Origin of the sequence: Halanaerobacter jeridensis, assembly GCF_016908315.1 — a bacterium.
Classification (GTDB): Bacteria; Bacillota; Halanaerobiia; order Halobacteroidales; family Halobacteroidaceae; genus Halanaerobacter; species Halanaerobacter jeridensis.
In genome coordinates, this window is the sequence record NZ_JAFBDQ010000009.1 from 42,069 (window position 1) to 55,868 (window position 13,800).

Genomic DNA, 13,800 nt, shown 5'->3' on the forward strand with positions numbered 1-13,800 from the left:
GCCTCTAGCCACTAGCTGCTTCTATCCTTTGACTTTGACTGTATCTTTTCACTACTAACTTCTAGCTCCTAGCTACTAGCTGTTTATCCTTCTAGCTCCTAGCTACTAGCTGTTTTACCCTATCAAGCATCTTGTTGAAGAAAAAGTCTCCCTCTAATATTTATTCTATCCCCAGACTGGGTTTCAACATCCTCAATTATAATTTGAGAAGTCCCACGCTGCAAAATGTTCTCTTTCTTTTCTACAACAAATGCAACACTAACCATATTATCATTGGGATAATATTCAACACTAGACGCTTGCTCAAACTCTAGTGTCCCATCTCCGTCAACATCCAAACTATACTTGCTAGGAACTGTAGCAGATGATTCTTTGACAGGATCAGCAAAAGGAACAAATATTTTAAATTCACTCTTACCACCCTGCAGCATTCCGCCGGGCTGAGAAGCCTGCCATTCATTGCCAGACGCAGTTGCATCACCAGAAGCTGTAATAGGTGGTATAGTATCAGCTATATTAGTTGAAGTATTATCGCTCACAGTAGAATCCTTAAGATCGATCGTGAATAACTCATTACTACGATCATAGTTCATCTCTATATTATCATTAGTAGCAGCGAATTCTAATCTAATCCCATTACCTTGAACTCCTGGAGGTCCTTCTAGTGTCAAAGTGTCTCCAGCTTGATTCTGATTTTCTAATTGAAGGGTTGCATTAGATAACGTTTCTTCTCTTACGCTAAACCCTACTTCTAACTCAACGGTGTCACTAACAACGCCACCACCCATTTTGATTTCCAGAGTCAACTGATGAGTTCCAGGAGTTACTAATCTACCTTCTGGAATCATAATAAAACTAGTAGGTGCTCCAGCATCAAAAGTTACTGCCGATTGAGACAACAATTCTCCATCTATATCACTAGAAATTCTAAGGTCATAATCACCACTTAATTTATTCCCGGCTGCATCTTGAAGCTCAGAAATATTACGATCTATCCCAAGTGGTGCTCCAGCAGGTGTTTCTGACAATCCAGCGAAAATTACTGAACCCAACAGAGAAACCTGAGCTTGATTACTTAATTCACTGGATAGTCCTTGTTCATTATACGCTCGCACCCAATAATAATAGGTATTCTCACTTTCTACGCTACTGTCCTTCCAGCTTTCCAAATCAACTAAACTATCAGTAATCGGTTCTGCAGTAGAAGAGTCATCTGTCGTACTGCGATAGACCATATAGTTTGCTTTGCCCGTTGGATTATCTACTTTTAACATAACTTCTCCATTATAATGATCTCCAATCAATCCTGTCGGCTGAGCTGGTGGTTCTTCAGGATTTACTCCTCCATCTAATTTATCATTAACTGTAATTGTAATTGTTTCGCTATCGCTCTTACCATTAGCTTCTACTGTAAATGTTGGCTCATAACTTCCTTGATCGTCTGCTTGAGGAGTCCAAGCGAATTCTCCTGTTGCAGCAGCGAAATTGGCCCCAGTTGGTAGATTATTGGCACTTAAAGTAACCTGATTATCAATATCTTGAGCTGTAACAGTAAAACTCAATTCTTTTCCTTCATCTACCTCTTTATCTCCGATCTGATCTAAGACTGGTGGATCATCAACTGGAGTAACTGTTACTGTTACTTCTCCTGTAGCTGTTAAATTACCGTCGCTTACTATATAACTAAAGCTATCTGTTCCGTTCCAATCTTCATCTGGAGTATAAGTTACTGTACCTTCCCCATCCTTAGTTACTGTACCGTTACTTGCATCATTAACTTGTTCTAGACTAAGTTCTTTCCCTTCTGGATCACTATCATTAGCTAATAGATCAATAGTCACAGCTTTGTCTTCTGGAGTAGTTGCTGAATCAGCTCCTACTTCAGGAGGGCGATCGGTATTTTCTACTACCAAATTAATATCTTGCGTCACTGTTTCTTTACCATCACTAACTCCAATAGTTAAACTGTATTCTCCGGCTGTTTCATAACCTGGTGTCCAAGTAAATTGATTCTTAGACTGGTTAAACTTCTCTGCTATGCTACCAGTTAGACTATAACTTAAGTCATCACCATTGGCATCACTAGCTCTAACAGTTAAGTCCAATTTAGTTCCTTCTGCTATAGTAGCATTGCCATTACTTACATTTGTGACTGACTCTATTACTGGCAAGTCATTGCTATTTGTGACTACAACTTCTACTTCTTCTGTCGTTGTCTTCCCATTAGCAGCAGCTTTAATGCTAAAGCTATAGTTTCCTGCCTGCTGATAATTAGGAGTCCAACTTAATTCTCTTGTTTCCGCATTAAACTCTGCTCCTTGTGGTAGATTAACAGCACTCAAAGTAACTTCATCTCCATCGGGGTCACTAGCTGTTACTTTGAAATTCAAGGAACTTCCTTCAGCTACTTCTTGGTCACTAATATCTGCTATAACCGGTGGACTATCTTCATAATTAGTAAAGTCATTAACTATGACACTTACTGTTTGACTATCACTTTTGCCGTTCGCTTGAGCTGTAAAGCTAAGTTCATAACGACCTGACTGCTGATAACTTGGAATCCAGATCAATTCTCCTGTTGCAGCATTAAACTCTGCTCCTTGTGGTAAATTATCAGCACTTAAAGTTATTTTATCTCCATCTGGATCACTAGCTGGTACTATAAAACTTAGTGTTTCTCCTTCATTTATCTCTTTATCTTTTATTGTACCAATTACTGGCGGACTATCTTCTGTTGGTTTCTCTTGATCCGCAATAGTAATCTCTACTGTCTGAGTTACGCTTTTTCCACCGGCATTAATTGTAAATGTTAATTCATAACTTCCTGCTTGGTCATAACTAGGTATCCAAGCAAACTCTCCCGTGTTTCGGTCTAATCTTGCTCCCTCAGGTAGATTGCTAGCACTATAGCTCACTTCATCTCCATCAGGATCATTGGCATTTAACTTAAAACTCAGTTCTGCTCCTTCCTCTATACTCAAATCCTTTAATTCATCGGAGTTCTCTATTGTTGGTTCTCTATCTTTCTTAGCAACTGTCATTGTGACCTGTTCTTTACTTATCTGTCCAGCTGATTCTACTACAAAAGCTAACTGATATTCACCTGCTTGATCATAATTTGGTGTCCAAGTAAACTCACCTGTTTCTTGGTCAAACTCTGCTCCTTCAGGTGCATTCTCAACTCTATATTTTATCTCATCTCCATCAGCATCATTAGCTGATAAGTTAAGCTGCAGTTCTTCTCCTTCGCTTACTTCGGGAACTTCTATCGGTTCTAAAACAGGGGGTTGGTTATTGTCCTTAACTCTAATTTTCATCATTTCGCTAGCTGTTGTAGTTCCATCTTGAGCACTAAACTCTAATTCATAGCTACCTGCTTGTTGATAACCTGGCGTCCAGGTGAATTCTCCTGTCTCAGCCTTAAAGTTTGCTCCCTGCGGCAAACTAGCTGCACTTAAAGTTACATTATCTCCATCTGGATCACTAGCTGTAATTGTAAAGCTTAATTCTTTGCCTTCTCCTATTTCTTGATCACTAACATTTTCTAATTGTGGTGGACGATTAACATCACCTACTGTAATCATTACTACTTCTGTATCTTTTAACTGCCCATCACTAGCACTAAATTCCAATTTATAATTGCCTTGCTGCTCTTGACTTGGCTGCCAGGTAAACTCTCCTGTTGCCTCATCAAAATTAGTTCCTTCAGGCAACTCACTAACTTGATAGCTCAGTTCATCTCCATCAGCATCATTAGCTGTTACTGTGAAGTTCAATTCTTTGCCTTCAGCTACTGTTTTATTTTCAATTGCTGTGATGACTGGCGAACGGTTCAGCTCATTAACATTAATTTTAACTGTTTGATTAGTTGTTTTACCTCCAGCAGTTGCTGCAAAAGTCACTTCATATTCTCCTGAAGTTTCACTACCGGGTTGCCAACTAAACTCTCCTGTCTCAGCATTGAAATTCGCTCCTTGAGGAAGATTAGCTGCACTTAAAGTCACACTATCTCCATCAGGGTCGGAAGCAGAAACAACAAAGTTTAATTTTGACTCTTCAGTAACACTTGTTTCAGTCTTGCTTTCTATCACTGGTGGTCTATCTTTATGATTAACTATAATCACTATCTTGCGATTAGTTGATTCCATACCATCAGTTACAGTAATTAGAGTTCCATAGTCTTTACTCCCTTGCTCTACTAGATCATAGCTTGGTGTCCAAGTGAATTGCCGCATTTCTACTAAAGACTGATTACTCATTTTCTGAGTATTGCTTTCATCTGTTACTTCAGTCAATTTATCAGCCACTGCCCCTTCAAATTCATACTTTAATTTATCAATCCCATTCGGATCTTTAGCCCGTACTTCAATTAACAGTTCTTCACCTTCTGTCACTTCTACAGCTTTATATTCATAACCGTCAGTAGCTGCACTTTGAATCTCCGATTTCTGCTCTACTGATTCAATTATCGGCGGACCATTAATTCCAATTACAATTTCTTTTTCCGTTGTTAATTCTCCATCACTAACTTCAAATCTCAACTTATAATCTCCAGCAGTAGTGATCCCCGGATGAGTTAAAGTCTGAGTTTGTGGATCAAAACTACCGGCTAATTTATCATCTGCTTCAACAACATTATAGGTCAAATTATCACTATCACTGTCATTAGCTTCTACCTTAAATTCAATCTTTTCTCCAGGAAAATACTTTTTGTCAGCAACACTAGTTTTAAAGTTAGGTGCATCACTAAAATAAGCCTTAATCTGCATCTTCTCTTGAGCTACTATAGTGACTGGATTTTTATCCCCATCAATATCTCCTGCCCAGTGATCAAATCCCCAATCATCTGCTCCCTGCTGGGGTTCGGCGGTTAGAGTCACTTCTCTATTTTCACTTGTTGGGCGGCCTGAATTTTTGACTTCGCCTTGACCTTCAACACTAATATTTAATTTGTAATTTTTAGTTCCATGATCATCATTATCAGAACAACCGGTCAATACAACTACAAACAATAACATAATCACTAATAATTTACGTTTCACAAATAATCCCTCCCCCTTCTAAAATTTCTGTATCATCTTTAATCCTGATTCAAAACCTTTAAAATCATCTACCATTCTATAACCTAAGCGAGCATTTAAAATTAAATTTTTCTTTACCATTTCGCTTACTCCCACTCCTATTTTAGCTCCAAATTCCCAATTTTCATCACTACTAGAAGTTGTTGTATTATCTCCTGTTAACTTTTTATTTAAGCTAATTTGATAAAATCCAGCTTTAGAGTAAACATTAAAATTTTCTAATTGATAAAAATTATTAAATTCATAAGTGAAAGTACCTAATAAACCAAAAGCTTGATAATCGTCTTCTGCTTGATATGTCTGATTATTATTGGGATTATCATATATATACTCTGTGGTATATTCACGACTGTAATCTAATAATTCTACTTCCCACCCAAAAGAATAATCTTTAATAGTCAAATTTTTTGCTCCACCATAAAATCCTATCCCTGATAAATCTAATTCTGAATAAATATTATAGTTTATCCCCGCATAGCCAATCCACTCCTCTTCTTGAGCATTAATTGTGCCTGTCAGTAAAACTACCATAATTAAAACACTAATAAAAATTAATTTTTCTTGAGACATAAAATAAACCCCTCCTTTGAATTGAAATATTTGTAGACAAAGTTATAACTATCTTCATTGTAACAAACCAATCTAAAAGTAATCTAAAAAATACCCCTTTTTTGACTTTAAATCCTGTTTTTCTCAAAAAAATAAAAAAATCAGCAGCTAATTAATTAGCTGCTGATTTAGTCCTTTATTTTATGATTTTATTCTAATTTATCTGTAAAATGACACGCTGCTAAATGATCTTCACCTTTTTCTTCAAAGACTGGTTCTTCTTGTTTACAAATATCTTCTGCATATGGACAACGGGTATGGAAAGTACAACCACTTGGTGGATTAATTGGACTTGGCACATCACCTTCCAAAATAATCTTTTCTCGCTGCCGCTGCGGATCTGGAACTGGAATAGCCGATAACAGTGCTTTAGTATACGGATGTTTAGGAGTATCATATAAGTCATCTTTATCAGCTAATTCTACAATTTTACCTAAGTACATCACAGCTACTCGATCACTGATATGTCTCACTACACTCAAATCGTGAGCAATAAAGATATAAGTTAATCCTAATTCATCCTGTAAATCTTCCATTAAGTTAATTACCTGTGCCTGAATCGAAACATCAAGAGCAGATACAGGTTCATCACAGACAATAACTTCTGGGTCTACTGCTAAAGCACGAGCAATTCCAATTCTCTGCCGCTGTCCACCACTAAATTCATGGGGATAGCGCTTAGCAAATTTAGATGATAGACCTACCATATCTAGCAATTCTCTAACTCGTTCTTCTTTTTCTTTTCCTTTAGCTAAATTATGAATATCTAGCGGTTCTCCTACAATTTCTGCTACTGTCATACGCGGATTCAAAGAAGCATAAGGATCCTGGAAAATCATCTGCATTTCTTTTCTTAAACTTCTCAAATCTTTTTTATCTAATTTATGAATATCTCTACCTTCAAATTTAACTTCGCCCTCAGTAGCATCTAATAAACGCAGTAATACTTTACCAGTAGTTGATTTTCCACAACCAGATTCTCCAACTAAACCTAAAGTTTCACCGCGTTTAACATTAAAATTAAGGCCATCTACAGCTTTGACCGAATTAACTTGCCTTTTAAAAATACCGCCATTAATTGGAAAGTGCTTCTTAAGATTATTGACTTCTAGAATATTGTCAGCCATTTATTTTACCTCGCTTTCATTCTTCAAGTCAAGCTCTTTCCAGCGCCAGCAGCGCACATAATGATCTGGCTTTACTTCTTCTAAGTCTGGTTCTTCAGCCCAACATTTTTCTTCCGCATAATTACAACGATTAGCAAATTTACACCCATTAGGGAAGTTTAATGGATCAGGTACTGTACCCTTAATTGGCTTTAATTTACCTTCACTTCCTTCTATTTTAGGAATTGATTTGATTAAACCAGCAGTATAAGGATGTTCCGGATCTTTATATAAAGTCACTGTATCAGTCTGTTCCACAATTCTACCACCATACATCACAGCCACTTTATCAGCTACTTCAGCAATTACTCCTAAGTTATGAGTAATTAAAATAATTGAAGTATTGAATTCATCACGTAATTCATCCATTAACTCTAAAATTTGAGCCTGAATAGTTACATCTAGAGCAGTAGTCGGCTCATCAGCGATTAATAATTCTGGATTACAAGCTAAAGCCATAGCAATCATAACTCGCTGTCTCATTCCACCACTTAATTGGTGCGGATGTTCATGCACTCTTTCTTCTGGAGATGGAATTCCTACCTTTTCTAACATATCAATTGATTTTTCTAAAGCTTCATCCTTATTTAATCCTTGGTGTAATCTTAAAACTTCAGAGATCTGCTCTCCAATTGTATAAACTGGATTTAAAGAAGTCATTGGCTCCTGAAAAATCATTGAAATTTCGTTACCTCTAATCTTACGTATTCTTTTCATCTTTAAGTCCAATAAATTTTCATCTTTAAAGTTAATTTCTCCCCCTACAATATCTCCAGGAGGGCTAGGCACTAACTGCATAATGGATGCAGCAGTAACACTCTTACCTGAACCTGATTCTCCCACAATTCCTAGTGTTTCACCTTTTTCAACATCAAAGCTCACACCATCAACAGCTTTAACTGTTCCTCTATCAGTAAAGAAGTAGGTCTGTAAATCTTTTACCTCTAGTAATGTACTACTCATTTCTTTCCCTCCATTAATCTTTCATTTTAGGATCTAGTGCATCTCTTAGTCCATCACCAAGCAAATTAATCCCCATTACTGCAATCATAATTGCTAAGCCAGGGAACCAGATCATATAAGGATAACTTCTAATATACTCTTGACCTGTTTTTAACATCACACCCCAACTTGGACGTGGTGGTTGAGTACCTAAGCCTAAAAAACTCAATCCTGCTTCAGCTAAAATTGCACCTGCAACTCCTAAAGTTACAGTTACAATAATCGGGGCCAAACTATTTGGAATCACATGTTTGACGATAATCCTAAAGTCTGAAGCTCCTAATGATTGAGCAGCTTCTATATATTCTTCCTCTTTAATAGACATAACTTGTCCTCTAACTATTCTTGCTAACGGCGGCCAACTAATCAGTCCTAAAGCCAAGAAAACCTTATCGACTCCCGGCTCACTAAAGACGGCCATAATTGCTATCGCAAACAGAATAAACGGAAAAGCCAAAAAGACCTGTATCAAATATGACACAGCCTCATCAATTAAACCTCCATAATAACCAGCAATAGCACCTAAAGTAATTCCTAATACCAATGCAATCCCCTGGGTGATCAAACCTACCATCAAGGAAATTCGCGCACCATAGACTACTCGACTGAATATATCACGCCCTAATTTATCAGTTCCAAAGGGATGAGCCCAACTTGGTCCTTGTAAAGATAGCTCAACTTTACCATCTTCTATTACTGGAGCATATCTAGGATTATAAGGCGCAATTATAGGTGCAAAAATTGCTACAATTAATAAAACAGTTGTAATCCCTAAACCAATCATTGCTAATTTATTTTTCTTTAATCTTTTCCAGGCTTCATGCCATGGACTATGTGCTTCTTCAGATATTTGCTTTATTTCTTGTTCTTCTTCAACTTGTGCCTTCATATATTTTTAGTCACCCCTCCTTTAATCATAACGAATTCTAGGATCTAATAAACCATAACTTAAATCAACTAATAAATTAACTAATACAAAACAAGCAGCTAAGAAAATAACTGTCCCTTGAATTAGGGGAAAATCACGTTTTAAAACGGCATTAACTGCTAAACGACCTAAACCAGGCCAAGAAAATACAGATTCAGTTAGTACAGCTCCACCTAATAAATAACCTAATTGTGTACCAATTACTGTAATTACCGGTATTAATGCATTTTTTAAAGCATGCTTAATTACTACTATCTGCTCTGATAAGCCTTTAGCTCTTGCTGTCTTTACATAGTCCTTATCAATTACTTCAAGCATACTAGACCGAGTCATTCGTGCTACTTTAGCAGCTTGTCTAAATCCTAACGCAAACGCTGGTAGAATCAAATATCTGAGACTACCACTTCCATAACCACCAGCTGGTAAAAGATCTAAATTAAGTGAAAATACTACAATCAACACTAACCCTAGCCAGTAAACGGGCATCGAAATCCCCAACATGGAAAAGGTCATAAAGAAATAATCTAAAAAGGAATTAGACTTAACTGCAGAAACAATGCCAGCACTTACTCCTAAGACAATCGAAATTATAGTAGCAGCTAAAGCTAATTTAGCCGTAGCTGGAAATCTCTCTAATACCATATCTAAAACAGGCTGTCTAGTTGTGAATGACTTCCCAAAGTCACCCTTAAAAAGACCGCCAATAAATCTACCATACTGTACAATTAGCGGATCATCTAAACCCATTTCCGCTCTAATCATCTCAATCGTTTCAGGGTCGGCATGTTGGCCCATAGAAATTCTTACTGGGTCTCCTGGTACAAATACAAAATTAAGTAAGAATGTTATAGTAGCAATTCCAATCAAAATAGGAACTACCATCAATGTTTTTCTTAGTATATATCCGAGCATTTTCTACCACCTTTCATGTAAAATAATTTTTGTTACAATCATAAGTTTTAATTATGCTCTCATAAACCAAATTAAGCTAACACCCGACTACTCGACTACTCAATTATAACTAGGCTAATAATTATGATTATAATAGTGTAACAATACAATTATATATTGATTCTCATTTTGTGTCAAATAAAATTATTCTTTATAAATATACTGATATCTTTGATAAATTTTCATTACTTTTTCTACATAACCGCGAGTTTCAGCAAAAGGGATACTATCTAAAGTTTCATGTTTCCCATCCCATCTTTCATTTTCTAACCACTGTCCTACATTACCCTGCCCTCCATTATAGGCAGCTAATACTACAGGTAATCGATTATCAAATTCCTCTTTTAATCGAGCTAAATACCAACCACCACACTTAATATTAATCTCAGGATCATAAAGATCACTTATCTCAAAATTTTGATATCCTAAATTATTAGCCACCCAATCTCCGGTTTGCGGCATAATTTGCATTAAGCCCCTAGCCCCTTGATCAGATACTGCTTCAGGATTAAATTTACTTTCCACATAGATGATTGAAAGCAATAAATAAGGATCTATATTATCCTCTGCTGCTGTTTCAAAAACTAAATTTTCATAATAAATTGGATAAATCATCTTTAATAAATCTTTATGCGTTGTAGTTATAGAAATTATTAATAGTGTAGCTAGGGTAATAAGTATAATTTTACGCCAATCTAAACTAATGATCACATTTAACACTCCCAAATTAACACTCAGATTATCCTAAGACTGAGGCTAAGCAAAGATAAAATAACAACCCTCTTTCTATTCAGACTTAGACTTAATAAATTTATTTTTGTGTTCTACTTAAACTCATACTTATATTTTTAACTTCTTCTTTCATTTATTCTTATGCTCATACTTATACTTATTATTAAATAATTTTCCTCCACAATTTCTGCACTTGTTTTTCTAGTTCTTCTTGACTTCCGTTATTGACAATAATTCTATCCGCATATTCCTTTTTCTCATCTAAAGGCATTTGCGATTCAATCTTTTTCACTGCTGCCTCTCGATTAATATCATCTCGCTGCATAAGTCGTTTAATTTGTACTGTGCGCTTTAGATAAACCAACCACACTTCTGCAAAAAAGTCTATCATCCCTACTTCTATTAATAATGGTATCTCAGCAATTACTATTTCATAACTCTGCTCTAATTTTTCTACCCTTGCTTTAATCTCTGAGATAATAATAGGATGAGTAAGTTGGTCTAATTTTTCTCTTTGCTGTGGATTATTAAAAATTATTGTCCCTAATTTATCACGGTCTATCTCTTGCTCAGCCTTCAAGATCTCTTCTCCAAAGTGACCTACTACTTTCTGCCATAGTTTCTGCTTTGGTTTCATTAGTTCATGTGCTATTTCATCAGCATCAACAACTTTTGCTCCTAATGATTGCAGAAATCTGCTCACAGTACTCTTACCACTAGCTATTCCCCCAGTTAATCCAATTTTCACTATTATCTCTCCTTCATAATAATTTAATCAGCCCTAAAATTATTAATATAAATCCTGGTGTTAATTTCAAATTATTCCGAGAATAGTCAGCAGTAGTATTAGTCCCTAGCCAGACCCCCATTTTAAGTAAAACAAATTTAAAAGCAATTACAAATATAGCTGTTGCTAAAATATTATACCCTGCCATAGCTGCTCCTATCCCTGCTCCAAAAGCATCTAAAGCTAAAGCAGTTCCTAAAACAACCGCTTCTTGTTTACTAATCGTCCCCGAATAATCTAAATCAGCCCGCAGTGGTTCTTGTAAAATATTAATAATTAAACCTAAAGAATTAATTTCAAAACTAAATAATTCTCGCGGCCATTTTTTAGCTATATCTTCATTATTATCAATTTCTCTCGCAGATTGATATAACAACCATCCCCCAATTAAAACTAACAGCAACCCTCCAATTTTGCTTGCCCATAAGGCAGGGAATAATTTAGTTAGCCAGGAACCACAAACCATAGAAAATAAGACCATAACTCCAGAAGCAATACTAATAATTACTATTGGACATAAATTAATTTTAATTCCTTTTAATCCATAAGTTATTCCAGCTAAAAAACCATCTAAACTAATTGCTAACGCTAAAATTAAAACTGGCAGTAAATTCACAATAACTCCCCCTCTCATACTATTACCTATAACTAAACTATGAAAGAGAGAGTTAAGGTGTGATTAAATTGCTTCTTCCCACAATTGATAATATTCTTCTAGTTTATGCTGTATCTCTTGATACTCTTCTGTCAGTTCTACTAATTCTTCTTGTTCTACATCTGAAGTATTTAACTTTTCTTCTACTTTTTCTAATTTTGTCTCTAATTCAATAATTTTTTCTTCTACTTCTTCTCTAGCAATTGATTCTGTCTCTTCTGATTTTTTCTTATTCTGCTCTTGAAACTGCTCTTTTTTCTTTGCTTTTTCCTGTTGCTTTTGTTGGGCAACTTTTTTCTCATACTCTTTTCTATAGTAAGAATAGTCCCCTTCATATTCTACCAATTTAGTATCTTCTAAAGCAAATACTTTATCTACTAATTTATCTAATAAATACCTATCATGAGAAATTATTAGTATTGTGCCAGGATAATTTTCTAAAGAAGACTGTAGTAACTCTTTAGAATCAATATCTAAATGATTAGTCGGTTCATCCATCAGTAACAAATTACAATTTTGTAACGACAATTTAGCTAAAGACAAACGGGCCTTTTCCCCACCACTTAAAGTAGAAACTGATTTGAATACTTCATCACCGGTAAAGAGGAATTTAGCTAAAACATCTCGCGCTTGGCCCTCACTTAAGCTTTTTACTTTCTGCAATTCTTCAACTAAATTATAATCAAAGCTTAAATTACGATGTTCTTGGTCATAATAAGCAATTTTAATACCTTTAGCAGTCCGAACTTGACCACTATCAGCTTCTTTTAAGCCATTAATTATTTCTAACAAAGTAGTTTTCCCACTACCATTTGGCCCTACTAATGCAGCTTTAGTACCACGGTAAAGTTTAAATTCTAAATCTGAAAAAATTTGCTCATTTTCATAAGATTTAGATAAATTTTCAACTGTTAATACTTCTTCAATAGTATTAGGCTTATATTGGAATTCAATTGTAGGTTTTTCTAAGGTAGGCGGCGGTGGGATTTTATCCATGCGGTCTAGTTTCTTCTGGCGACCTCTAGCTTGTTTAGATTTAATACCAGCTTTATATTTTCTGATAAAGGCTTTCATTTCTTTTATCTTTTTCTGCTGCTGTTCATACTCACGCTGCCAGCGCAGTAAACGCTGTTCACGTTCTTCTAAATAAAAAGAATAATTGCCACGATATTTTTCTAACCGTCCTTTTTCTAATTCCCAAATTCTATCAACTAAATTTTCTAGCAGATAACGATCATGTGAGATAATGACTACTGCTCCTGGATAATCATGCAAATAATCTTCCAACCATTCCTTAGCAGCTAAATCCAAGTGATTTGTCGGTTCATCTAAAAGCAGTAAATTAGGTTCTTGTAATAACAATTTAGCTAAAGCTGCTCTTGTTTTTTGACCACCACTAAAATTTTCTAGTTCTCGCTCAAAATCTGCTTCCACAAATCCTAAACCACGCAATACCCCTTCAATTTTACTTTCATACCTGTAACCTTCTTCTTCTTCAAATTTTTCCCGCAAACGACTATATTTCTTTAAAACTTTATCCAATTCAGTTCCAGAAGCAGATTCCATCTTTGCTTCTAACTTTCTTAATTTTTCTTCAAGTTCGAATAAATCTTGGTAAACCCTCAACATCTCTTGATAAAGAGTTACTTCTCCATCTAAACCAAGGTCTTGTTCTAAATAGCCAATCTCTAAATCATTACTACACAAGACCTCTCCTTCATCTAAATACTTATCACCAGTAAAAATTTTAATTAGTGTTGATTTACCCATCCCATTAGCTCCAATTAATCCAATCCGATCTTGTTTTTGAATTTGCAGAGAAATATTTTGGAATATCTGTTGTTCGGGATAGGATTTACTTCCTTCTCTTAACTGCAATAAAGACATAT

Annotated in this window: 10 protein-coding genes; all 10 read right to left on the reverse strand. The window is 35.6% G+C overall.

All coding sequences use genetic code 11. From position 1 onward, the window contains the following. Positions 1-122 precede the first annotated feature (122 nt). Positions 123-5,042: a putative Ig domain-containing protein gene (locus JOC47_RS09480; protein WP_204701843.1), complete on the reverse strand. Its 4,920-nt coding sequence runs from the start codon at positions 5,040-5,042 to the stop codon at positions 123-125. Positions 5,043-5,060: 18 nt separating this feature from the next. Next, positions 5,061-5,651, reverse strand: a complete 591-nt coding sequence (locus JOC47_RS09485) for a hypothetical protein (protein ID WP_204701844.1) — start codon at positions 5,649-5,651, stop codon at positions 5,061-5,063. Between the two features lie 188 nt (positions 5,652-5,839). Next, on the reverse strand, positions 5,840-6,817 hold the full coding sequence (locus JOC47_RS09490) for an ABC transporter ATP-binding protein (protein ID WP_204701845.1): 978 nt from the start codon (positions 6,815-6,817) through the stop codon (positions 5,840-5,842). Continuing rightward, positions 6,818-7,819 (reverse strand): ABC transporter ATP-binding protein, encoded by a 1,002-nt coding sequence (locus JOC47_RS09495; protein WP_204701846.1) that lies wholly within the window; start codon positions 7,817-7,819, stop codon positions 6,818-6,820. A 13-nt stretch (positions 7,820-7,832) separates the two neighbouring features. Then, positions 7,833-8,747, reverse strand: a complete 915-nt coding sequence (locus tag JOC47_RS09500) for an ABC transporter permease (RefSeq protein WP_204701847.1) — start codon at positions 8,745-8,747, stop codon at positions 7,833-7,835. Between the two features lie 21 nt (positions 8,748-8,768). Further along, the gene (locus tag JOC47_RS09505) at positions 8,769-9,698 is read right to left on the reverse strand and encodes an ABC transporter permease (RefSeq protein WP_204701848.1); all 930 of its coding nucleotides are present in this window, start codon (positions 9,696-9,698) and stop codon (positions 8,769-8,771) included. Positions 9,699-9,881: 183 nt separating this feature from the next. Next, positions 9,882-10,448 (reverse strand): lytic transglycosylase domain-containing protein, encoded by a 567-nt coding sequence (locus tag JOC47_RS09510; RefSeq protein WP_338035342.1) that lies wholly within the window; start codon positions 10,446-10,448, stop codon positions 9,882-9,884. Between the two features lie 184 nt (positions 10,449-10,632). Then, positions 10,633-11,217, reverse strand: a complete 585-nt coding sequence (coaE, locus tag JOC47_RS09515; protein ID WP_204701849.1) for a dephospho-CoA kinase — start codon at positions 11,215-11,217, stop codon at positions 10,633-10,635. Positions 11,218-11,230: 13 nt separating this feature from the next. Continuing rightward, on the reverse strand, positions 11,231-11,872 hold the full coding sequence (gene ytaF / locus JOC47_RS09520; protein WP_204701850.1) for a sporulation membrane protein YtaF: 642 nt from the start codon (positions 11,870-11,872) through the stop codon (positions 11,231-11,233). A gap of 63 nt (positions 11,873-11,935) precedes the next feature. Next, entirely contained in the window at positions 11,936-13,798 is a 1,863-nt protein-coding gene (locus JOC47_RS09525; protein WP_204701851.1) for an ABC-F family ATP-binding cassette domain-containing protein, read from the reverse strand. Between the last annotated feature and the right edge of the window lie 2 nt (positions 13,799-13,800).